Origin of the sequence: Bdellovibrio bacteriovorus, from assembly GCF_001592735.1 — a bacterium.
In the GTDB taxonomy this organism is placed as follows: Bacteria; Bdellovibrionota; Bdellovibrionia; order Bdellovibrionales; family Bdellovibrionaceae; genus Bdellovibrio; species Bdellovibrio bacteriovorus_D.
This window is the reverse complement of the sequence record NZ_LUKE01000005.1, coordinates 44,141-65,438: the sequence shown is the minus strand read 5'-3', so window position 1 is coordinate 65,438 and position 21,298 is coordinate 44,141. Positions and strand designations below refer to the sequence as shown.

Below are 21,298 nucleotides of genomic sequence, written 5' to 3'. Positions count from 1 at the left end.
AGTCTTAGGGGGAATTGATGTCTCGTTACGCAATGAAATTATCATTGTCGCTTTCGATCATGGGGGTATTGCTGTTGGGGTATACAAACTGCTCCAATCCTAAAGTGGATGACAGCGGTTCCAGTCCCTACTCGTCGATGAGTGATTCCGAAGCTAATAAATTACAAATTGCCCCATCCGCTAAAACCATTGGTTTAGGTGAATCATTGCAGTTGGCGGTGACGGGCGGAACCAAACCTTATCGTTTTAGCCTGAGCAGCGGTGGCGGCAGTATTGACCCCAATACAGGTGTTTACGTTGCCGCGTCGATTGATTCTGACGCTGTCATTAATGTGGAAGACATCACGGGCAAAATCGGTCAAGCCGTTATCAAGGTGTCCGTGAACTCGTCATCGTCAATGACCTTGGGTTACACGCCGACCGGCGCGGTGAAAGTAAATAGTGAGCTTACTTTATCTGCTGCGGGTGGAGTTGCCCCCTATTCTTACTTTATGTATTCAGGCGTCGGTACTATCTCTGGGAATAAATTTTATGCGACATCATTTGGAACGGCGGTGATTGGGGTTCGCGATTCCGCACAAAAGATTTCTACCTTTACCATTAACGTGGGTTCGGAAGTGACGATCGTAACTGCACCTATTTATCTCTTATATAATTCTTCGGCGAAGCAGTATTTATATTCGAAGACGACCACTGAAGGAACCGGCAGTGGTTACGTGCTTCAATCAAGCAGTCCGACTTTTAAAGTTCTTAATGGAGCTTACTTAGCCAGTGCCTCATTGCTTCGTTGTTATGTTGCTTCCAATGGAGGTCGCTATTTAACGACGGCGGCAAACTGTGGAGCGAACACCACCGAAGGCAGCTTGGGATATGTTTGGACATACAGCGCATCAAACTCTGTTCCATTGTACAACTGCTTTAAAACGTCTACAGGAACTTATCTTGTTTCAACGAGCACCGCGACCTGTATTAACAACGGTTTTAACGTGCAAAGCACTATTGGCTGGGTCCCACTTTAAGCATCCACTCTAAATTTTCTCAAAGCGCTTTCTTAATGAGGACTTTAGATCCTTTAAGATCGCGCTTTCTAACTTTTCATACATTTCTCGTATGGACACCTGGTATATTTGGGCCAGAGTCGGTACGGCTTTTAAAGGAGGATGCGAAAGGCCTCTTTCCCAATTTGAAATAAACTGCGAACTTTCATATCCAAGGGCATGCGCCACGGCCTCTTGAGAAAGTGCGGCCCGCAGGCGCAGGTCTTTAAGGTAAATATGAAATTCTGATTTTTTTCCCATACGACAGATGTCCCACGGGCTCGCGGAGAACTCAAAATTATTCTCGAGACTGAGACTCTTGCAGAAAAGTTTCTGTATCGAGGAAGAGCTTTTCAATGCGTTTCCATCTTTCGCAAATAGGAGCGGTGAGGACCATTTGTTTTTTGGTCCACGGATGAACGAACTCTAGCTGTGTTGCTTTCAGGCAAAGACCTTGAATGCCTAGCTGATCGCGGAAGAACCGATTGTGATAGGTATCACCATGTTCAATATCGCCAATCAAAGGATGCGCAATACGATCAAAGTGGCGGCGGATCTGGTGCCAGCGGCCCGTTTCTGGTTGGATCTTAAGCCAAGAATAACGGCTGGTTGAATATTTCTTACCCACTGAAAACGGCAACTCTATTTCGGCGTGAACTTGATATTGGGTTTTTGCCTCCATCATTTGTTCTTCGCCTAAAACTTCTAGCGGCAGATCAATACGGCCTTGTTTTTCTAAATGCCCGCGCACGACAGCTTCGTAACCTTTATGCATGCGCCTTTCCATAAAAAGACGACCCAGCTCACGTGCGCCGGATCTTTCAAATGAAAATAAGACGATCCCGGTGGTGGGCGCATCTAAACGGTGAACCGGAAAGACTTCTTGTTTGTAGTGACGTCTTAAGGTGTACAAACAGATTTTTTCTGGCGGAACGGGATAAGGCGAGCGTTCGGGGGGATGCACGAAGTGCCCCGCCGGCTTGTCGATCGCAAAAAAGTGAGAATCTTCATAGAGGATATTCATGTTTCAATCGCCGTTTGTAGGGGAGTATTACAACGCTGTCAACTTTTCGGCTAAAGTCTCACCGACATTTGACACAGGACTGTTACGATGGACTGGAAATGTAAATCAGGACTCTGTATTTTCATTGCAATCCCTCAATGTTAATTCATGCCAAAATTCAATTATGCTATTGTGCCTTTACAGCAAGTATGTGAAACACAGCAAGAACTGGTGAACGATATTTACACCATCTGGAAGAATACTTTCGGTCGAGTGTTAGAAAACGCCGGTGCAGAGCTAGACATCGGGGATTTTTTCCGCTCTCACAACGCGGGGGTGTTGACTTATCAAGAAGAAGTCGTCGCCTTTAATCTTTTTACCAACTTTAACTTTCAACTGCACGCGCATCGTGATCACCCTTACTTCAAAGGTCTAGATGCGGGAATGATAGAAAGCGTGACCTCAAAGTCTGGAAAGGTCATGACGATGGAATATTTCACCGTGGCACCGCAATGGCGCAAACAGAATAAAGAAATACACTGGGGTGAGATCTTAGCGGGATTAGGTTTGCAATACATGGATCAATCCTGTGTGGAGCTAGGTGTGGGCACCCCAAGGACGGATCTTAAAGTGGATCAAATGTGTGCGCGTTTAGGAGCCAGCATTCGGGGCTATGTGAATAAAATGAATTACGAGTGTGCCGTCGTTGTTTTTGAGAAAAAGCGCGAGCGAGCCTTTGAAAACCCCCTGACTCGACATTGGGTGAATCGCTTATGGCATAAGTATCAAACGCGAAAAAATGCAAGTGCAAATATCCAGTTCAGTCTGGAACCATTGGAAATAGTGGATTCCCATGGCATTGCTTTAAAACCACCCGCAGAAGAAAAGGATTCAGAGGGAGTTTTATGATGACTTTTTGCTAAAAGTAAGCAACTCTGAGCGATGCCTTTTTTGCGCAAGTGGGGTATCCAAGAGTGTCCGAGCCGGTGACAAAGTTAGATTCGATCAGTTTCTTTTTAGAAGACGCGCCTTTGTTGAAAGACGAGTCCTTATCGTCATTTTTAACTGAAGATTTAAGCGCTTATTCATTTCACACGCCCAATCCACACCGTGAGCTGTTGGCCCCCTCTACCTGGCATATGCCGGAAGTCTTCCGAAAAAAATTAACCGCCTTTTCCGAACACTACTTTAACGAGGTCAATGAACAGAATCGTTGGACTTCCATCATTGTTTATAACTTTAGCAATGGTTTGCAGTTAAGCTCGCGTGAGATCTTACGTCATCCCTTTCATCGAATTGTTCCGCGCGAACTTTTGCCGCAACCTCGTAAAGAAAATGTGGATGTTTTTCAGCGCTGGCCGCTGGGGCAACAAAAAGAAAATGTGTTTTTAAGTCATAATATGCGAGAAGTGGCGGATATTATGCAGGCCCTGTTTGCCCAAATTGTGACTGAGCATCGTCAAGGAAAGATTCCATTATACATCCAGACCAAATTTGAACCCGAACGTGGGTTCTTAGTTCGTTCCGTCAGCTTTGACCCCAGTGAAGAACTAGATTGGCGCGTAGAGTTCGCGGATAAGCAAGAACTGATTGCGGAATTTAAGCTGGTGTCCAGTCGTAAAAAATTCTATCACTTTTTTGATACATTTGCTTTGCAGCCGGAAGACGGAGCGATGATCGTGCATCCATGGCTGACAGAGTTCCGTGGCTTAGAGCAGTCATTGTCTTTATTAGGTGAGGATCGCGCTGAATTGACATTCACGCCCGGGGCCATGCCTTCCGTGGAAGTGACCGGAGACCTTGAAGCGAAATCTTTATTGAAGCATCTTCGTCACCGCAGCATTCCCGTTAAAATCACGGGCGGCAGTGAAACTTTGGGTGCAGAGCGCAGTTTGACGGATATTTATCTGAACGATAAGGGTGATTTCTATATCCAACATCGTGCGCGCGTGATGGGACAAAAAGATGTCATCAGCCGTGGTTGGACCCCACGCTCGGTCTTGTACCTGCGGGCCCTTTCTGAAGGCTTACCTTATTTATTAAACTCTGACGCCAAAGATATGGCGACAAAATCTCGTCGCAGTCGCGAATGGGATATTAAGCTTTTAAAACATCTCGGAGTGCTGCAATACCTGTTGCTGGAAACTTTGTCCTATCATTTTGAAGGTGAATTGACCGATGGTCGTATCGTCAGCGAAAAAGAGATTTTTCCGTTATTGCATGGAAACGTTCATGCCCTGCTTATTGCAGGATCCGGAGTGATCTTAGCTAAAGACATGACATTGTCTGAGCTTATTTCTAAACCGGTTTTAAGCTGTTTTGAAGATTTCGTTTCTAAAACTTTGAAAGTGATGAAGTCCCCTGAATCTTTTTACTCTGAAGCCGGTGAAGTGATTTTAGAAGGTGTGGTCGAGCGTGAATTCCGTTTGATCTTTGAGCTTCTAAAAAAACTGGCCCTGCGCACACGCGGAGAGATTTTCCGCAAAGCGCGCACGTCGTTCTTATCTCGTATTTGGGACGGAGATGCGGAAAAAGATTCGGCATTAAAAGAAGGCCTGTTTCATTTTCCAAGAAATTCGGAAGAGGATTCTCGGGTTCACGAAACTTTAGAGTCTTTACAAGATCTTTTGCTGCATGGGTTTAAACTTTTCTATCATGGTCAGGCATTACAAGAGCTGAACGATGATGACTTCTTAGTTGATTTCAACTTACAGGCCGATGGCCACGGTAAAGACTTTAACTGGTTTGAGTTGCACCCGCGATTTTTCTTACACGGCGTCGAGTTAGACCCCAATGAAGTGGGCGCGTTAGGTCGTGGTGGTGTGATTGAGCATGAAGGAAAGATTTATCTGGTTCCTAAAAAACAGATGCCGTCCTTACGCCGCCTGGAAAATTTCTGGTTGAAGCTTCAAAAAGGAAAAAAAGACGCGGCCGCCAAAAAGAATGGCGACAAGATTTACCAGCTGCCTCGTCATCAAGTTTTAGAACTTTTGGCTTTGAGGGCGTCGGGGTACGGTATTCGGGGGGATGAAGAGTGGAAGCGTCTTTGTGCGTTTTATGACTCTTTAGGTGAAACACGTCATGAGATTGAAATCCCAAAAACGGTCAAAGCAGATTTAAAACCATATCAGCTGCGCGGAGTGCAGTGGCTGCGGGATCTTTACAGTCTGCGCCTGGGAGCTTTGCTGGCCGATGATATGGGTTTAGGAAAGACCTTGCAGACCTTGACGTTCTTAGAAGACTTGCGATCTAAGGGGGAATTGGGGCAAGTCCTGGTCGTTGTGCCGTCTTCGCTTATTTACAACTGGCAAAGTGAGATTGAAAAGTTCACACCTCAGTTGCCGTTGGCGGTGTTTACTAGTAAAGACATGGACCGCGTGGGTCGTCGTCTGGAACATAAAGAAGATCTGGTCGTGATGACAACCTATGGTCTTTTAATGGAACAAGAACAGTTCTTTGCGCAATACAAATATCGCGTGGTGATTTTTGATGAAGCGCAAAACTTAAAAAATATCACGACTAAGCGAACAAGTTCGGCACGCTCCTTAGCCGCACAATTTAAAATTTGCCTGACGGGGACGCCCATGGAAAATCACTACGGCGAATTTTATTCATTAGTGGATATCCTAGTTCCGGGCAGTTTAGGAAAAGTCGAAGACTTCCGTCGTGAATTTGTGAATACCGATCTTGTGTCCCGCGAGCAAATGGAGGACCTAAAGCTTAAAATCAAACCTTTGCTTTTAAGACGGACCAAAAAAGAAATCCTTGATCAGTTGCCCGAAAAACAAGAAACCAAAGTCAGCATCGCCTTTGAAGAACGCCAAAAGGAAATCTATCGCGATATCGCCTTAGCTTATAACAACAGCGTCCAAGAAAGTCTGATGACTCAAGGTGAAGCGCGCGTGCAGTTGCAGATGTTAACGGCGCTATTGCGCTTGCGCCAAGCGTGTTCAGACCCCGGGGCCCTGCCCAATATTCAGTACGACAAAGTGCCGCCGAAGTTAGAAGCGCTGCTGGATTCTCTAACGGAAATTGTAGAATCTGGCGAAAGTGCTTTGGTCTTTACGCAATTTATTCAAACCCTCGAACACACGGCCAAGTTATTGGCGCAGGCCGGAATTCCGGTATTTGTTCTGCACGGCGGGGTGCCAACAAAGCAGCGCCAAAAAATCCTGACAGAGTTTAATAAACTTGAAGGTGGTGCGGTCTTAGTGATGACTTTAAAAACCGGTGGTGTGGGTTTAAATCTGACCAAAGCGAGTTATGTATTCCACTTAGAACCGTGGTGGAATCCCTCCGTAGAAAATCAGGCCACCGACCGTGCGCACCGCTTAGGACAAAACAAAGCCGTGCAAGTATTTCGTTATATCATGCATGAGTCTTTAGAGGAAAAGATCGAACTCCTGAAGGTCCGCAAGGATAAAAAGTTCGAAGTGTTATTCTCGAACTCTGAAAAAGAGGCAGATCTGGGGCCAGGCTCTGGCGCTTTGAGTAAAGATGACTTCGACATGTTGTTGGGCTTGAAATGATCAAGCCCTAAAACGTGGTATTAAGACTTAAGGTCAAAGTGCGCTCTTTGGCCGCGTAAAGATAAATATGACCATATTGAGTCGGTGATTCTTTCCAGAATTTTGAATCTAAAACGTTTTCAATAAAGAGCTGCGCATTGAATGTGTTTGGTGAACGACGCCAAGTATAGATGCCGCCTAAGTCCCAGCGACTCCACGATTTTAAAAGTAACGAATTGTCACCGGTGATCGCGCGATCGCCTTCATAGGAAAATAATCCTGACAGTTTAAGGTTCGCGTTGACATTATAATTCGTAAAAGCGCGCCAAATACTTTTGGGAACATTCACGGGACGTTTGTCATTGAGATCGGGCTGTAAGGTACTCTCGACACGCTTAGCTTCTAAAAGCATGGTGGAAGCGCCTAGCGTCCACGCGGAAACATCTGTTTTAACTTCGGCTTCAATGCCGCGATGTGCGGCTTTCCCATCCACTTTGTATTCGGGGGCCGCATCGGCCACGACCGGCCGGTGGATTTCAAAAACAGCGATTTTCCAAGCGGCTCCTTTCGGATCACGCAAACCCAGCTCAAACTGCTGGCTGCGCACATCATCGACGAACTGACCCGGGTTGGTGTAAGTCGGACGATTGGGGGTCACAAAGGTTTCCACGCCAGTGCCATAACTCAAATAGGCAAAAGCATTTTCAAAGTCATAAGAAACGGCGGCCCAAGGTAAAAGATAACTTTCATCATAACTTGTAGGACGCGAACCATTGGTGCGAACGCTGGAGCGCTTAATATGGCTTGACCTTGCTCCGGCCCATAGGCCCCAAGAATAATACTTTACCGAATCATAGGCGAACAGATCCAAAACATCTGAATCGCGGTTGGTGTTTTCATCGTTTAAAGATCCATCTTCAGGTAAAACAGGGGAGGTGTTCGTATTGCCTATCCCCACATAATTATAAGCCTGCTTATTAAAGCGATCGCGATTCTGATACGCCAAAGCACCTACTTGTAAAGCGTGCGACAAAGCCCCGGATGAATCTGTCCAACTCAGTACGACCTTAGCACTTTCGCTTCGGCGATGTTCGTTATCACTGCGAAAATCATAAACGTCAAAGCTGCCATCGGAACAATAACGATCGAAATTATTTTCTGCCGAACATCCATAGGGATAGGCCAAGCGGTCGTCCGTCTTTAGATCTTGAATGCCGAAAATGACAGAACCCTGCAGATAAGCCGAAAAACGGTGATGAAAGGCCAGTGTGCTTGTGGTTGCGCCAAAAACCACCGGGGTCGTCCAAGGTTGGTTGTTTAAATTTACACGTGGAGCCGGATCTGGGATGCGGTTTCCTAAAAGACTTAAAGAGGCTTGACTAGGTTGTGATCTTTTAGAGTTTTCAATTTCAAACTGTAAAAGAGTGGTGTCACTAAATATAAAGTCATGGGCATAGCTGACAAGATAACGATGGCCCTGATTGTGATCAATGGGTGGTTTTAGTTCTTCATAAGCGACGACGGCACGATAAGCATTTTTTTCTAGTCGGCCACCGACATCAGCTCCGAATAAATAGCCACCCTCGTCGTTGACAGAGGTGAAAATCTTTTTTGCAGTTCCCAAAGCGGGGGGGCGCAAAACATTCAAGTTTACCATGCCGCCCGGCGAGCTTGCGCCTATTTGCATGCCAGAAAGTCCGTTTAGAATTTCGATGGATTTTTTGTTGTCTAAGGGGATAGAGGTTTCGGCATTGATTGGCAGTCCTTCTCGCAAGTAACTAAAGCGATTGTCTAAAGTGTATCCGCGAACGGTTAAAAAATCCCAGTATCCGCTAGCATTATAAGAATCCGACGCCGAAGCATCCACGCGAGTGATATCGGAAAGACGCAAAATCTGGGCGCTGTCTTTTTCACTTTCAGAAAGTACTTGCGAACTTAGTGGCAGACTTTCTAACGGAATTTGTGGGAAATAAGTTGCAGGCGAAGCCTCTTGGCTTGCTGAAACTTCAACGGTTGAAAGCTCAGAAGCATTACTATGATTTTGTGCGGAAAGATTTAAAGAATAAAGAACCGCAAATAGAACAATAAATAGGATATCGATTTTCATACCACTTCCCTGCGCGAGCATTATCTCTTTCAGGTTCAAAGGGACTCTCTCAGTCCTGCACCCACGCAGAACACCCCTAGTTGGTTTGGGGTTATGCTAGATAACCCCAATGGACGTCAATAATTTTTAAATGCCGTGACGGGTCTTAAGACGACGAATGTCTTCGGGCGAAGCACGCACTTTTAAAGTGACACCTCTTTCATCGTATTCTTCACCTAAGATCGCAAATTTTCCGCGGATCTCTCCGATGGCTTTTTGTACATCATAGGGAATGAAGAGATCTTCGTCGACCATACTGTTTTCAAAATGTTTTACTAAATACGTATGCAGCTGCGTGATGTCATCCGGATTGTGCGCCGATAAGAAATACCCTTGCGGGAATTCGGCCGCGAGCGAGGCACGTTCTTCTGCCGTCAAACGATCAACTTTGTTTAAGATCAAAACATTGTCAATTTCACCGGCGCCCACTTCTCGCAAAGTGGTTTTGGTAACCTCTAATTGCGAGCGGAATGTGGGGTCGGAACAGTCGACCACATATAATAATAAAGACGCATTAGAAGCTTCATCCAAAGTCGACTTAAAAGAAGCGACCAGATCATGCGGAAGTTTTTTAATAAACCCCACAGTGTCAGAAACTAAAATCTTCGGCTTGGTTTCTGGTTGCAAGATACGCACAGTGGTATCTAAGGTCGCAAACAACTTGTCGGCGACATAGATCTCACTGCCAGTCAGCGCACGCATCAACGAAGATTTTCCGGCATTGGTGTAGCCAACAAGCGCCACTACCAGCTCTTGAGAACGACGGGCACGACGCGTTTCGTGTTCTTGAGAAATCGAAGCCAACTCGTCTTTAAGTTCTTTGATGCGATCCCGGATGTGACGACGATCCAGTTCAATCACGGATTCACCGGCCCCTTTAGCCCCAATGCCGCCACCACCACGGTCTTCGCCACCACCGGTTTCACGCAAACGGGGAGCCACGTATCTTAAACGTGCAATTTCAACCTGAAGTTTAGCTTCGCGAGTGCGTGCATGGCGATTAAAGATTTCAATGATCACGCCGGTGCGATCTAAAACCGGAACGCCTAATACGTGTTCCATGTTGCGCAACTGCGACGGAGAAAGTTCACAGTCAAAAATAGCGACTTGCGCTTTTTCTTGAGGAGCGGTTTCACCGGATGATTCTTCCAAGATTTCAGGCTCATCTGATTCTTCAAAAAACTCTTCACCTTCAAAAGAATCTTCTTCTTCCTCTTTTTCAAAGCGAAGGGCGGCTTTATGTTTTTTCTTTTTAAACATCGGACCTAAAAATCCCGGGCCACCGGTCCATTTGGCTATGTCTTTCAGTTTACCTTCACCTAAAACGGTCGCCGAACGAGTCGAACTGCGTTTTTGAGAGGTTTGTCCAACAACCTCGTAACCCAAGGTCGTCACTAAGCGTGATAGTTCCGCCAGGGAGTATTGAGTTTCTTGGTCTGACACTTTCGGCAGCTGCACGCCGATAAGAAGGGCTTTTAATGGTTGGGGATCTAAGAATTCGTCCATGAGGGCTGATATAGCATGAAGCTTTTGGGAAGGCAGGGGAATTTCTTTGAGTTTGTATCTATGTTATGTCATTTGTAGCCCATGTTAGATCTGGGTCACATTCAAAAGTTAAAAATCGTCGAAATTATAGAACGCGGAGCCTACCTGGATGACGGGCATGGCAATGAAGTCCTATTGCCTCTTAAAGAAGTTCCACCTGACAGCCAACAGGGTCAAGAGCTTGAGGTTTTTATTTATCGTGATTCCGAGGATCGCTTGATTGCGACATTAGATCGTCCTTTTGTAGAAGTCGGCGCCTTTGCTTCCTTAAAGGTCAAATCCGTGGACAAAGTGGGCGCTTTCTTGGATTGGGGCCTGCCAAAAGATCTTTTCTTGCCTTTTTCAGAACAAACTCGAGATCTTATTCCCGGTCAATACGTGACGGTGGCCGTGTATATCGATAATTCCGATCGAATCGCGGCATCTATGCGTTGGGATCGTCATCTTTCTAAAGAGCCCGCGATTTATAAGGCCAATCAAGCCGTGAGTTTGGTGATCATGGGGCGCACGGATTTAGGTTATAAAGCCTTAGTTGAGGGGAAGCATTCTGGGATGCTTTACGCCAACGAAGTTTTTGAACGCTTAGACATCGGTCAAAAAATCAATGGCTTTGTAAAGCAAGTCCGTCCTGATGGAAAGATCGATTTGTTAATGCAAGCGATGGGAAATTTTGGGACTTCGGATCTTTCCGTGAAGATTTTAGAAGCTTTAAAGGCCAAAGGGGGTTTCTTACCCGTAACAGACAAAACGGATCCGGAAGAAATTTACCGGCTTTTTGGCGTGAGTAAAAAAAAGTATAAAATGGCTTTAGGCGGCCTGTATAAAAAACGCCAAATCGCCATTGAAGACAACGGCATCCGCCTTATTAAAGCTTAATATTGATTACACCAAGGGCGTGGCGTGATCACTCTTTGCAGTTCACCGGCCTTCATATAAAGAAATTCATTTCCGATGGCCAAACGCACACGTTGGTTTTTTTGTGACCCGGTGGAGGCCGCCAGGATTTGTCCGTAGCCATCGCTATCGGTGTACGTCACCCCTTGGGTGCCTTTTAAATTCCAGCGCACACTTCGGCGATCTAACGGACGCAAATCGGACTCGGTTAAAACTGTTGAAATCGTACCTTCAGAGTCGCGGCACAGCAGACGGAAATGAATCACGGTCAAATTTTGTTGGCGGCAGTTTTGGGAACGAGAATAGCCATATCCCGTTTCGCAAGTATTAAAAGATTTTTCCGCATAACCTAAAGAATCACGTTCGCGCTCCATCTTAAGGTGTCTTTTGATGGATTCATAATCGATGGAAATTTCTTTATCATTGTCCGCGGGGACGGAAGGTGCCGCCGGAGGTTTTACAGGTGTGGTCGTACAAGAAGCCAAAGCCAGAAGCGCGATAAAGAAGTATTTTTTCATAACACCATAATACGGGGATTAAGAGCAAAACAGAGGCTTTTCGTGAGGATGGGGGATATTCTGGACCGTCTCATTATAAGACCCTCCATGGTGGCTCCACGGTCGCATTCTAAGCTTATTTAAAAGGAGGATCTATGATCCCAGCCCCTTCAAAAAAGAATGTGTTTAAAGAAGTCCTGATGCTTATAGCGATTGTTTGCCTGTTTGCCACCTCGGCCATGGCCCAGAGTGATGATACCAGCCATGAAGAGCACCGAGCCGCCTTTCGGGTTTGCCTGGCAGAGCTGGGAATTGAAAAGCCCGCTCAAGGCGAACGGCCCCAAGCCCCCGATGAAGAGACACGAGAAAAGATCGACGCCTGTATGAAGGATAAGGGATTTGAGGCTCCTCCCCATCGTGGCGGAGGCCCCCGCGGTGGCGGCGAGGGACGACGTCCTCCGCGCAATGAGTCTAGCGGCGTGCAGTAGTTAAAAATAAAAAACCCACAGTCCGGAAAGATTGTGGGTTTTTAGTTTTAAGACTTTAAAAAAAATCTTAGCGGCGAAGACAAGCTTGGTCCAAAGTGACCAATTCTTTTGGTTTAAAGATGTCGCCCAAATTTTTGGCCGCTTTAGTTTTGATCACGCAGTTCGGGATGTATTGGAACTGGTCAGACAAAGTCATACGGTGCAAGTTAATGCGAATCGTGTCGATCGAAGTGGAAGCTTTGATGCGCGCCATGATGGCATTTGTTTGGTTAGTACCAATTTGCAAAAGGTCCACGATGCTGATGATACCTTGTTGGTAACGAAGGATTTCAGCTTCATAAACTTCTTTAAGATTTCTTTCAGCAGAAGCTGAAGCATCGTACTGAATTTTTGCTTCTTGTAATGAAAGCAAGTTCACTTCGACCAATTGAGCTTGGTCATAGTTTAATTGCTGTCTTTGTAATTGCACATCACGCACGTTCAAGTTTGAGATTTCGAGGTTCGGGAAGTAGCCAAAGCCCCAGTCCACAGAACCAAGACCTTTAACGTTGGTAAAGCCCCCCATGGGATCGCGAGTTGAGCTCATCGAAGCACCACTTAAGAAACTGAAAGCTGCTTTCCAAGTGGCTGTTTTACCCGCTTGCAAAAGTGAATTCATTTGCGCTACTTCCGGAGAACGCGCTTGAACTTTCGCCAACAAGCCTGAAGTGCTCATGCCTTCAAACGCCGAGGCCGGAACGCGATTTGTTTCAAAAAGAATTTCGGTCGTTAAAGGTAAACCCAACATTTGGCGAACGGCCGCTTTTTCGCGTTTCACAAGCTCTGAAACTTGAGAAAGCTGAACGCGAGCCATTTGAGTTTGGGCTTGCGCTTGAAGATAGTCTTCTTTGCGGATGATGCCTTGTTCAGCTGGAATGCGAAGTTGCTCTTCGATTTGTTGGTAGATTTCATATTGCGTTTGTAAAGCTGAACGCAATTTGATGTCACCAACGATCGTCGCGTACAAAGAGTAAGCCGAAGCGTAACCGTTAAGTTGTGCTAGATAGTAAGCAGAGCCTTGAGCATTTAAAAGATATTGGTTTTCGCGAAGATTCAACCAGTTGCTTGGAAGCAAGAAAGGTAAAAGGACTTGGATGGAGTTAAGCATGAAGCTTTGGCCCCCACCCAGAACAGCCCCTAGGTTGACGGCCGGTAACAAGCTCATACGCGCTTGGGCTACTTGGGCTTTCGCAATATTCACTTCATTCAAAGCGCGCGCGACTTGAGTGTTGCGAGCTAGGTACGTTTTGCGAAGGACACTGGCATTAACGGTGACTGTTGGACCTGCAACAGCAGACGTCGCAACTAACAGGCTCAAGGCAAGAACTACTACAGACTTCATGAGAGAGGCTCCTCTAAATTTTGATGAAGAAAGAGGTAAGCCTCACTCTAAAAAAAGTCAATTGCGTCTTAGTGTGGGGAGCTTATTACAGCCCCGTTTGCCCCCCTAAGGAGCCCGCTTGTTTGCCCTCATCGACGGGTTCACTTGCTTGAATTGCTTCTTCCACAGTGGAAGGTTCAACGATCGACGGACGTGGAATTGGCACTGGGATATTCTTTATTTCGCTTTGGCTTGGAATCGGCGCTGAACCGATCTTGCAGATAGAAAGATTTTTCAAAGCCTTTTGGATCTTCAAATATTTTTGGCTCTTCGCTTGTGGGCGTAAAACATCCCAGTAAGATTTTCTCGAAAACAAAGAGTTGTCGCGAGAAAGCTGACCTTCAAGCATAGAAAGACCGCAACGGAAAGTGCCTTCGGCTGTTTTGCCATCTCCTTTTTTGCAATATTTCGCATACTTTTGTTCAGCGCCATTGTGCAATTGCAAAAGACCGATCAAAGCACCGTTGGGGCCTTTGGCAGGAATGTTTAAAGTGCACGAACTTTCAAGGTGAGCCATGGCATTGACCACCATCACCCATACGACTTCGCGACCGTCGTCGTTCATGCTGTTAAAGTTAGGGCAGCTTTGGGTTAAATCAGGAGCTCCACGATAAAGCTCGGTGTAACGATTGCGTTTTAGCTCTTCTAAAATCAGCTGACCCCACTTGCCCATATCATCAAGCGTGGCAAAGTTGTCGCATTTGTTTGCAAAGCGCATAAGATCATTCACTTTGCCAATGGACTCGGCACCTGCACCGGCGACTTCGACGGAATAAAGGTTTCTTAGGAGTTCGGCGTTCAGTTTTTCTAATTGATAACTGGTGTAAAACTGCGCAGAAGGGGTTTGGCCGTAATCTAGGTCCGCGTTCGAACTTAAAGAAGCGTGAGCCAAACTTCCAACAACCATCGAAATAATCAGAGCCATTTTTTTCATGCGGGGGCACTCCATCCTATCAGGGGGCATAGCAACAGTAGGGCCTTCGCCAAATAAAAATAGGAAGGGTTTCAGCCCTTCCTATTGTAATTTTCCCCCAAAGCCCCTGTTAGGGGGCGACCATTTCGGTCGCCGGGTAATATTTGCACATCTTTAATGTCGACTAGTCATCGTAACGCTTTTTACCCGCGCGGAATCTTTTGATTCCGGGGTGGTCACGGCGTTCTGGACGGTCCCCACCACGGGCTTCGGCCCCGCGAGCAGAAGCCGGTCTTTCAGAACGCTCGCTGCGCTCAGATCTTTCCGCGCGGGGAGCACGCTCAGAACGAAACCCACCTACGCCACCTTCAGAAGGTCTTGCGCGGAAAGAACGCTCACCACGCGGGGCGCGGTCTTCACCACCACGGTCGTTAAAACGAGGACGCTCAGAGCGCTCACCGCCGCCAGAAAATTCAGCGCGCTCGCCGCGATCACCACGGTCATTACGACCACGGAATCCGCCGCCACCGCCGCGACCGCCGAAGCGACCACCGCCACGACGAGGCCCGCGATCATCACCGCCACCTTCACGGTTGCGAGTGAAGCGGTTGTCTTGAGCATCACGAGGCAACAATTCGCGAGGAATACGGTCGCCCATATAATCCATGAAAGAATCATTTTTAACAAACACGTTCGGGAAGTAAGCGACAATAAAGCGAGCTAAAAGATCTTCTTTAGAAAGCTCTTTAAAGTCGATTTCGCCGGCTTGGATAAGATCTTGGATTAAATCCGCCGCCAACTCGAGTTCTGGAGCTTCGGTTTTCATGGTGCCGACGCGCTCTAAAACGTCTTTGATTTTTAGACCCGCAACTTCATCTGCTGAAGGGATCACGCCTTTTACAAGGACCGCTTTTGTATTGATCATCACGCGACGAAGAAGGTTTAATTGCGCGGGATTGACCAAAGTGATCGCCGTGCCTTTTTGTCCGTTACGGCCGGTACGACCGATACGGTGAACATAAGACTCTGAATCCCATGGTAAAGAGTGATTGATCACGTGAGTAAGATCTTTGATGTCTAAACCACGCGCCGCCACGTCCGTCGCCACGATGACTTTCACGTCACGGCGTTTGAACTTTTTCAAAGTCGCTTCACGCTCTTGTTGTGATTTATCCCCGTGCAAAGAATCTGCGGGGAAACCCCGTTGAGTTAATACGTCAGCAAGCTCTGCCACTTCCATTTTGGTTTGGCAGAAGATGATGCCGTAAAATTCTGGAAGAGTTTGTAACAAGCGGCCGATCACTTCTGTTTTATAAGAATCTTTCACCGTGTAATAAACTTGTTCGATAGTCTCAGCTGCGCCGACTTTATTGACTTGAACAGTTTCTGGATTGTCTAAGTAAGTCGATGAAAGACGTTTTACTTCAGGGCTCATCGTTGCGGAAAACAACCAAGTACGGCAAGCCGCGCGTGCCGAATCAGCAGCGTCATCGGGTTGAGTCGCTTTTAAGATAAATTCCATGTCTTCTTTAAAGCCCATAGAAAGCATCTCATCGGCTTCATCTAAAACGACCGTTTTCACTTTTTGCAGTTTGATGATTTTTTGTTCTAAGAAATCTACCAAACGGCCCGGTGTCGCGACCACGATGTGGGCGCCACGTTTAATACCTTCCATTTGTGTGCGGTAGCTGGAACCACCATAAATCGTCACGACGCGAACGCCTTTTTTCTTACCTAACAAAGCCAATTGCTCAGCCACTTGCAGGGCTAATTCACGCGTGGGGCTCATCACCAGAGCTTGGGTGTCTTTGATGGTGGCATCAATGTTTTCAATAAGAGGAATACCGAAAGCCGCTGTTTTACCCGTGCCCGTAGAAGCAAGACCGATAAAGTCTTGAGCGCCGGCTAAAAGCAAAGGCAAAGCTTGGCGTTGGATGGGAGTAGGGGTGGTGAAACCCATGTCAGACATAGACGCTAAAAGAAGCGTGCTTAAACCAAAGCTTTCAAAATTATCAACAGTAGTGACTGGAGTCATTAAGGGAACCTTCCTGAAGGGTGATCAAATAAAATGCACCCAAATATGGAGAGGACCTTCAGTGAAGCTTCGTCGAATGCGAACTCTCATTAGCCCGCAAAAGCTCTATCAAATGCCCTCTGTTTTATGAAAGCGCAAGATAGACGATGTGGCGGGCAAAAGCTCTATATATTTTGCCTCAGCCGCGTTTTTATGAACTATTTGCATAATGAAAGAGACTTCACAATAGACTGAATTCCGCTTATTTGCTGGTACTTACCATTGCCCTTGAGCACGGCCCAATACACCCCGGAATTCAAGACGATAGCGCCTTTATTTTTGATCTGTTGAGCCATGATGCCGACTCCACAATTTAGGTTCTTGTAAGGGTCTAAGATGGATTTCGTAGGCGAAGTAGGGCTTAAATTTTTATCCGCAGCCCAGCTAAACTCACACCACTTGGCCCACTGCACGTCTTGATAGGACAGCTGTAAAAGCCCTTCAGAGTACACAGGTTGCCCCGTGACCGGGTCTGTTCCCATCGTCGTTTCGTGCATGCGGGACACGGGACTATAGGCACTCTCATATTTAGTGATGGCGACAAAAATCTGCGCCCACACGTTGGCGCGCTCGGCATTTTGTAAAGAGTTATAGGTCGGGCAAAAAGCGGTGATGTCGGAGGAGCCAGAAAGAAGACTGCTCCATTGGTTCATGATGATGCTTTGTAAATACGCCGACCACTTCGCGCGTTCCGGGTAAGAGCTTGATTCCCAAGCCAGGGGCTTCATTTTGTAACTGGGATCTTCCGTCACCGGAGGGGGGAGCCCGCCCGCAGAGTCATTATCCGGGGTCTCAATACCCGAACTTAAATTCGAATTGTCGATAGAGAGAGCTGGGAATTGCCCCATTTTTGCACAACCTATAGACATCAGAGATAAGTAAGCTACGACCAAAACGGACTGCATGCTTTTCAGAGTGAAAAATTGTGTTTTTGTCGTCATCGGGGCCCCTTACGCTAGAACTAAGCAACGGGCGGGCCATGTGAGGATCCAAAGTGTTACGGAAGTATTTGAAAAATCTAAGGTTTTTAATCTTAAAGAATCCTGAATTTGCGGCATTTTGTTTAAGGTGTGAAGTGTGCCCAGATTCTGGTCGAAAAAATAAAAATTTAAACAGAGACTTGGTCGATCGTGGGTTATATATAAAGAACCATGATTCACTTAAGCAATATTTCTAAGCAGCACGGGAATAAGATCCTGTACCGTAACGGTTCTTTTCAAATTAACTCCGGCGAAAAAATTGGCCTGGTTGGTCCCAATGGTGCGGGTAAAACCACGATCTTTCGTATCATCACCGGCGAAGAGGGTGTAGACGGCGGAACGGTTTCAAAATCGGATCGCACGGTGATTGGTTACTTCTCGCAAAACATCGAAGACATGCGCGGGAAAACGGCACTGGAAGAAGTGAAATCCGCGGTGGGCAATATCGGTGACATGCAAGCACGCATGCAGGAATACGAAGCCAAACTTTCGGATCCAGATTTAGATCCGGATGAAATGATGAAGATCTTAGAGACCTACGGGGAACTTCAAGGGGAGTTTGAACGTCTTGGTGGATACGATCTTGAATCACGTGCCGCAGAAATCTTAACCGGTCTTGGTATCGGCCCTGATGATTATAATCGTCCGACCGAAAGCTTTTCCGGCGGTTGGAAAATGCGTATCGCCTTAGCAAAAATCCTTGTACTCAATCCTGAAGTTTTGCTGATGGACGAACCAACGAACCACTTAGATGTGGAATCTATCGTGTGGCTGGAAGAGTGGCTGGTGAATTTTAAAGGTGCCATCTTAATGACATCGCATGACCGTGATTTTATGAATCGCTTGGTCACGAAGATTGTCGAAATCGCTAATAAAACCATCACCGTTTACGGGGGCAACTACGATTTCTATGAACGTGAAAGCCAAGTTCGCAAAGAGCAATTGATTGCCGCGGCAAAACGTCAAGAAGACATGCTCGCGAAAGAAGAAGAATTTATCGCGCGCTTTGCCGCCCGCGCCTCCCATGCGGCGCAAGTGCAATCGCGCGTGAAGAAGTTGGAAAAAATTGATCGTATCGAAATCCCGCCAGAAGAATTGGAAATCAAATTTGAATGGCCCGTCCCCCCTCGCGGCGGGGATGAGGTTGTTAAATTTGAAAACCTAGGAAAAATTTGGAAGACCGATGACGGCAAAGAGAAAAACGTATTTTCCGGGGCCAACGCCTTAGTTAAACGCATGGATCGCATCGCGGTGGTCGGGGTCAACGGGGCAGGTAAATCCACGTTGTTAAAAATTATCGCCGGTGAAACCGAGCCGACTTCGGGCAAGGTGGCCTTAGGGGCTTCGATCAATTTAGGTTATTTCAGCCAGAACTCTTTGGACGTTTTAGATCCTAAAATGACGATCATTGATGAGGTTCACTCACGCATGCCCAATGCGGGGTTAGGCACCGTGCGAACTCTATTAGGGGCCTTTAAGTTTTCCGGGGAAGATGCAGAGAAAAAAATCTCGATCCTTTCTGGAGGTGAAAAATCCCGCGTGGTGTTAGCGACGATCTTAGCGCAACCGGTGAATCTTTTAATTCTGGATGAGCCGACGAATCATTTAGATATCGTTTCGCGTGAATTGCTTTTAGAAGCTATTAAAAACTTCCCGGGCACGGTTATGCTCGTATCGCATGACCGCCATTTCTTAAGAGAAGTCACCACTCGCGTGTTTGAAGTTGATCGCAATCATTTGCGCATCTATGAGGGTGATTACGACTATTACCAACATAAAAAACAACAGGAACTGGCGGCACGCTAGTTTTTGTTCATCAGTTACCAAACCGAGACGACCCTTCTTGAGACTCTCGGTTTATATTCGTTTCGGCGAAATGTAATGCGAGTCCACTTAAGATCCCGATCTAACCACCGATAAGTTTAATAATTAAATGTAAAAGTGTAACCAAATAACGGAACGTAGGTGGTGGTTATGAACTTTGATTTCGGGACATTTGCCTTAAGGCAAATGCTCAACTCGCTTGCGGTCATAGGACCGTTGCTAATAATAACCGGATTGTCTTTTTATCTTTTTAAAGAGAATCGGCGGAGTATCTACGTCTACCTGCTCTTAGGCGCATCGTGCACGATAATTGGCGCGGTGTGCTTGATCCAAGAATTTAAAAGTGAAAATTTAGAGCGACCGGAACAAGTCGAACCTGCGCGTAAGTAAAAGATTTTTTTGTTGCCCGTGATACTGAAAGCGTGAACTCTAATGAAGACGTTGGAGGTCACAAGTGGACGTGGCAGAAAAAAAGCGTATTCGCAGTTGGGCTTTTTATGATTGGGCCAATAGTGCCTTTGCAACCACGATCATGGCCGGGTTTTTTCCCGTATTTTTTAAAGAATACTGGAGCCCCGGTATTGACGCCGTCACCACCACGGCCCGCTTAGGGACCGTCATCTCTATTTCCAGTCTTATCATGGCTTGCCTAAGCCCCACATTAGGAGTGGTGGCCGACCTCAAGGGCTTTAAAAAAGGTTTCTGCTTTTTTTTCACCGCGATGGGAGTTCTTAGCAGCTTCTGGTTGGGATTCATTCCCATGGGGGGCTGGGAAGCGGCCATGTGGGCTTACGGGATCGGGTTTTTAGGGTTTAATGCGGCCATTGTTTTTTATGAATCATTACTGCCTCATGTGGCTCCCGCGAAAGACTTAGATTACGTCTCCTCGCTGGGATATTCGATGGGGTATTTGGGCGGCGGTGTTTTATTTTTATTTAACGTCTTGATGTACTTATTCCCACACTGGTTTGGAATTACAGATGGCGTCACCGCCGTGCGCTTATCTTTTGTGACGGTGGCGGTGTGGTGGACGATCTTCAGTATTCCGTTGTTTAAAAATATTCCGGAGCCGGCAGCGGAGCGATCGGTTGAAAACGTAGGGCGTTTGACGTTAGCCAGTATTCAACGGCTTAAAGAGACTGCACAATCCATGAAGGCCGAACCGAATATCGCGATCTTTTTAATTTCTTATTGGCTCTTTATTGACGGCGTTTACACCGTGATGACGATGGCCGTGGATTACGGTATGTCGATTGGATTGGGATCAAAAGATTTGATTGCGGCTTTGCTGATCACCCAGTTCATTGGCTTCCCTTGTGCTTATTACTTCGGAACAGTGACCAAGCGTTGGGGCACAAAAAAACCGATTCTCTGTTGTATCGCGGCTTACTCCGTCGCCGTGATTTTGGCGACCTGGATGTCCGAAGCTTGGCAATTTTATGCTTTGGCGATCATGATCGGGATGGTGCAAGGGGGTGTTCAGTCTTTAAGCCGCTCCATGTTTGCGCGCATGATTCCTAAAGACCTTAGTGGCGAGTACTTTGGATTTTTCAATATCGTGGGCCGCTTTGCTTCGATCCTGGGGCCATTGGTGGTGGCCGTCGGTGTGACCGTGACGGGCAATTCGCGTTTAGGATTGGTGGGTCTTTTAGTGCTCTTTATTTCGGGCAGCTGGCTTTTAATGAAGGTGAAAGAGCCGGCTTAGTGAGTTTTAGGGGAGGAAGTCGGTGATGCAGAGTCTTTTTCTTCGGCCCCTTGTTCTTCCGGTTTTTGTTCCTGTTGTTCCGCGATAATGCGTTTGGCGTGATTGCCGGTGATTCCCATCCACTCTGGTAAGAAAATGGCAATCGCCACAAATATCAGCGTGATAATGATAAAAAAGAAGGCCATGCCTAGAATCAAATTCACGATATCTCCTCTTTAAGATGAATCTTTTCTATTATATGTGCTTAGAAAAGGGAACCACAAA

General features: G+C 46.6%; 17 protein-coding genes and 1 riboswitch. Of the genes, 7 read left to right on the top strand and 10 right to left on the bottom strand.

What is annotated here, in order from left to right; translation table 11 throughout:
- Nucleotides 1-17: 17 nt before the first annotated feature.
- Nucleotides 18-1,019, top strand: a complete 1,002-nt coding sequence (locus tag AZI86_RS16440; RefSeq protein WP_061836382.1) for a hypothetical protein — start codon at nucleotides 18-20, stop codon at nucleotides 1,017-1,019.
- 9 nt (nucleotides 1,020-1,028) lie between these two features.
- Here AZI86_RS16440 and AZI86_RS16435 read toward each other — a convergent pair whose 3' ends face one another.
- Both AZI86_RS16435 and AZI86_RS16430 read right to left on the bottom strand, forming a co-directional pair.
- Entirely contained in the window at nucleotides 1,029-1,298 is a 270-nt protein-coding gene (locus AZI86_RS16435; protein WP_061836381.1) for a helix-turn-helix domain-containing protein, read from the bottom strand.
- Nucleotides 1,299-1,335: 37 nt separating this feature from the next.
- Nucleotides 1,336-2,061: a pseudouridine synthase gene (locus AZI86_RS16430; protein WP_061836380.1), complete on the bottom strand. Its 726-nt coding sequence runs from the start codon at nucleotides 2,059-2,061 to the stop codon at nucleotides 1,336-1,338.
- Nucleotides 2,062-2,208: 147 nt separating this feature from the next.
- Here AZI86_RS16430 and AZI86_RS16425 point away from each other — a divergent pair, with 147 nt between their 5' ends.
- Nucleotides 2,209-2,949: a hypothetical protein gene (locus tag AZI86_RS16425; protein ID WP_061836379.1), complete on the top strand. Its 741-nt coding sequence runs from the start codon at nucleotides 2,209-2,211 to the stop codon at nucleotides 2,947-2,949.
- Nucleotides 2,950-3,026: 77 nt separating this feature from the next.
- On the top strand, nucleotides 3,027-6,569 hold the full coding sequence (locus AZI86_RS16420) for a DEAD/DEAH box helicase (RefSeq protein WP_157684739.1): 3,543 nt from the start codon (nucleotides 3,027-3,029) through the stop codon (nucleotides 6,567-6,569).
- Nucleotides 6,570-6,576: 7 nt separating this feature from the next.
- On the opposite strand, the gene AZI86_RS16415 is transcribed toward AZI86_RS16420, so the two are convergent.
- Together AZI86_RS16415 and hflX are read right to left on the bottom strand one after the other, a co-directional pair.
- Nucleotides 6,577-8,655, bottom strand: coding sequence for a TonB-dependent siderophore receptor (locus AZI86_RS16415; RefSeq protein WP_061836377.1), 2,079 nt, complete (start codon nucleotides 8,653-8,655; stop codon nucleotides 6,577-6,579).
- Nucleotides 8,645-8,743: riboswitch (TPP riboswitch) on the bottom strand. It overlaps the preceding gene by 11 nt.
- Before the next feature lie 38 nt (nucleotides 8,744-8,781).
- A complete protein-coding gene (hflX, locus tag AZI86_RS16410) occupies nucleotides 8,782-10,200 on the bottom strand; it encodes a GTPase HflX (RefSeq protein WP_061836376.1) in 1,419 nt (472 codons plus the stop codon).
- Between the two features lie 81 nt (nucleotides 10,201-10,281).
- Between hflX and AZI86_RS16405 the strand changes: the two genes are divergently transcribed.
- Nucleotides 10,282-11,115, top strand: coding sequence for a CvfB family protein (locus AZI86_RS16405; RefSeq protein ID WP_061836375.1), 834 nt, complete (start codon nucleotides 10,282-10,284; stop codon nucleotides 11,113-11,115).
- Here AZI86_RS16405 and AZI86_RS16400 read toward each other — a convergent pair.
- The gene (locus AZI86_RS16400) at nucleotides 11,112-11,651 is read right to left on the bottom strand and encodes a hypothetical protein (protein WP_061836374.1); all 540 of its coding nucleotides are present in this window, start codon (nucleotides 11,649-11,651) and stop codon (nucleotides 11,112-11,114) included. The two genes, AZI86_RS16405 and AZI86_RS16400, sit on opposite strands and share 4 nt — an antisense overlap.
- A 134-nt stretch (nucleotides 11,652-11,785) precedes the next feature.
- Here AZI86_RS16400 and AZI86_RS16395 point away from each other — a divergent pair, with 134 nt between their 5' ends.
- A complete protein-coding gene (locus tag AZI86_RS16395; RefSeq protein ID WP_253715994.1) occupies nucleotides 11,786-12,118 on the top strand; it encodes a hypothetical protein in 333 nt (110 codons plus the stop codon).
- A 67-nt stretch (nucleotides 12,119-12,185) separates the two neighbouring features.
- On the opposite strand, the gene AZI86_RS16390 is transcribed toward AZI86_RS16395, so the two are convergent.
- The 4 genes from AZI86_RS16390 to AZI86_RS16375 form a co-directional block, all read right to left on the bottom strand.
- A complete protein-coding gene (locus AZI86_RS16390) occupies nucleotides 12,186-13,499 on the bottom strand; it encodes a TolC family protein (RefSeq protein ID WP_061836373.1) in 1,314 nt (437 codons plus the stop codon).
- Nucleotides 13,500-13,584: 85 nt separating this feature from the next.
- Nucleotides 13,585-14,472 (bottom strand): hypothetical protein, encoded by an 888-nt coding sequence (locus tag AZI86_RS16385; protein ID WP_061836372.1) that lies wholly within the window; start codon nucleotides 14,470-14,472, stop codon nucleotides 13,585-13,587.
- A gap of 163 nt (nucleotides 14,473-14,635) precedes the next feature.
- Nucleotides 14,636-16,486, bottom strand: coding sequence for a DEAD/DEAH box helicase (locus tag AZI86_RS16380; protein ID WP_061836371.1), 1,851 nt, complete (start codon nucleotides 16,484-16,486; stop codon nucleotides 14,636-14,638).
- Between the two features lie 197 nt (nucleotides 16,487-16,683).
- Nucleotides 16,684-17,466 carry a hypothetical protein gene (locus AZI86_RS16375; protein ID WP_253715993.1) on the bottom strand — a complete coding sequence of 261 codons (783 nt, stop codon included), beginning with the start codon at nucleotides 17,464-17,466 and terminating at the stop codon, nucleotides 16,684-16,686.
- A 210-nt stretch (nucleotides 17,467-17,676) separates the two neighbouring features.
- On the opposite strand from AZI86_RS16375, the gene AZI86_RS16370 reads away from it, so the two are divergent.
- Nucleotides 17,677-19,311, top strand: coding sequence for an ABC-F family ATP-binding cassette domain-containing protein (locus AZI86_RS16370; protein ID WP_061836370.1), 1,635 nt, complete (start codon nucleotides 17,677-17,679; stop codon nucleotides 19,309-19,311).
- 472 nt (nucleotides 19,312-19,783) lie between these two features.
- Nucleotides 19,784-21,034: an MFS transporter gene (locus AZI86_RS16360; protein ID WP_253715992.1), complete on the top strand. Its 1,251-nt coding sequence runs from the start codon at nucleotides 19,784-19,786 to the stop codon at nucleotides 21,032-21,034.
- Here AZI86_RS16360 and AZI86_RS16355 read toward each other — a convergent pair.
- The gene (locus AZI86_RS16355; protein ID WP_061836368.1) at nucleotides 21,031-21,237 is read right to left on the bottom strand and encodes a hypothetical protein; all 207 of its coding nucleotides are present in this window, start codon (nucleotides 21,235-21,237) and stop codon (nucleotides 21,031-21,033) included. The two genes, AZI86_RS16360 and AZI86_RS16355, sit on opposite strands and share 4 nt — an antisense overlap.
- Nucleotides 21,238-21,298 lie beyond the last annotated feature (61 nt).

Excerpts from the sequence above, each read along its gene's own strand:
- AZI86_RS16435 (WP_061836381.1), bottom strand. The coding sequence starts at position 1,298 with ATGGGAAAAAAATCAGAATTTCATATTTACCTTAAAGACCTGCGCCTG.
- hflX (WP_061836376.1), bottom strand. The coding sequence starts at position 10,200 with ATGGACGAATTCTTAGATCCCCAACCATTAAAAGCCCTTCTTATCGGC.
- AZI86_RS16405 (WP_061836375.1), top strand. The coding sequence starts at position 10,282 with ATGTTAGATCTGGGTCACATTCAAAAGTTAAAAATCGTCGAAATTATA.
- AZI86_RS16415 (WP_061836377.1), bottom strand. The coding sequence starts at position 8,655 with ATGAAAATCGATATCCTATTTATTGTTCTATTTGCGGTTCTTTATTCT.
- AZI86_RS16425 (WP_061836379.1), top strand. The coding sequence starts at position 2,209 with ATGCCAAAATTCAATTATGCTATTGTGCCTTTACAGCAAGTATGTGAA.
- AZI86_RS16385 (WP_061836372.1), bottom strand. The coding sequence starts at position 14,472 with ATGAAAAAAATGGCTCTGATTATTTCGATGGTTGTTGGAAGTTTGGCT.
- AZI86_RS16390 (WP_061836373.1), bottom strand. The coding sequence starts at position 13,499 with ATGAAGTCTGTAGTAGTTCTTGCCTTGAGCCTGTTAGTTGCGACGTCT.
- AZI86_RS16400 (WP_061836374.1), bottom strand. The coding sequence starts at position 11,651 with ATGAAAAAATACTTCTTTATCGCGCTTCTGGCTTTGGCTTCTTGTACG.
- AZI86_RS16430 (WP_061836380.1), bottom strand. The coding sequence starts at position 2,061 with ATGAATATCCTCTATGAAGATTCTCACTTTTTTGCGATCGACAAGCCG.
- AZI86_RS16380 (WP_061836371.1), bottom strand. The coding sequence starts at position 16,486 with ATGACTCCAGTCACTACTGTTGATAATTTTGAAAGCTTTGGTTTAAGC.
- AZI86_RS16375 (WP_253715993.1), bottom strand. The coding sequence starts at position 17,466 with ATGACGACAAAAACACAATTTTTCACTCTGAAAAGCATGCAGTCCGTT.
- AZI86_RS16395 (WP_253715994.1), top strand. The coding sequence starts at position 11,786 with ATGATCCCAGCCCCTTCAAAAAAGAATGTGTTTAAAGAAGTCCTGATG.
- AZI86_RS16370 (WP_061836370.1), top strand. The coding sequence starts at position 17,677 with ATGATTCACTTAAGCAATATTTCTAAGCAGCACGGGAATAAGATCCTG.
- AZI86_RS16440 (WP_061836382.1), top strand. The coding sequence starts at position 18 with ATGTCTCGTTACGCAATGAAATTATCATTGTCGCTTTCGATCATGGGG.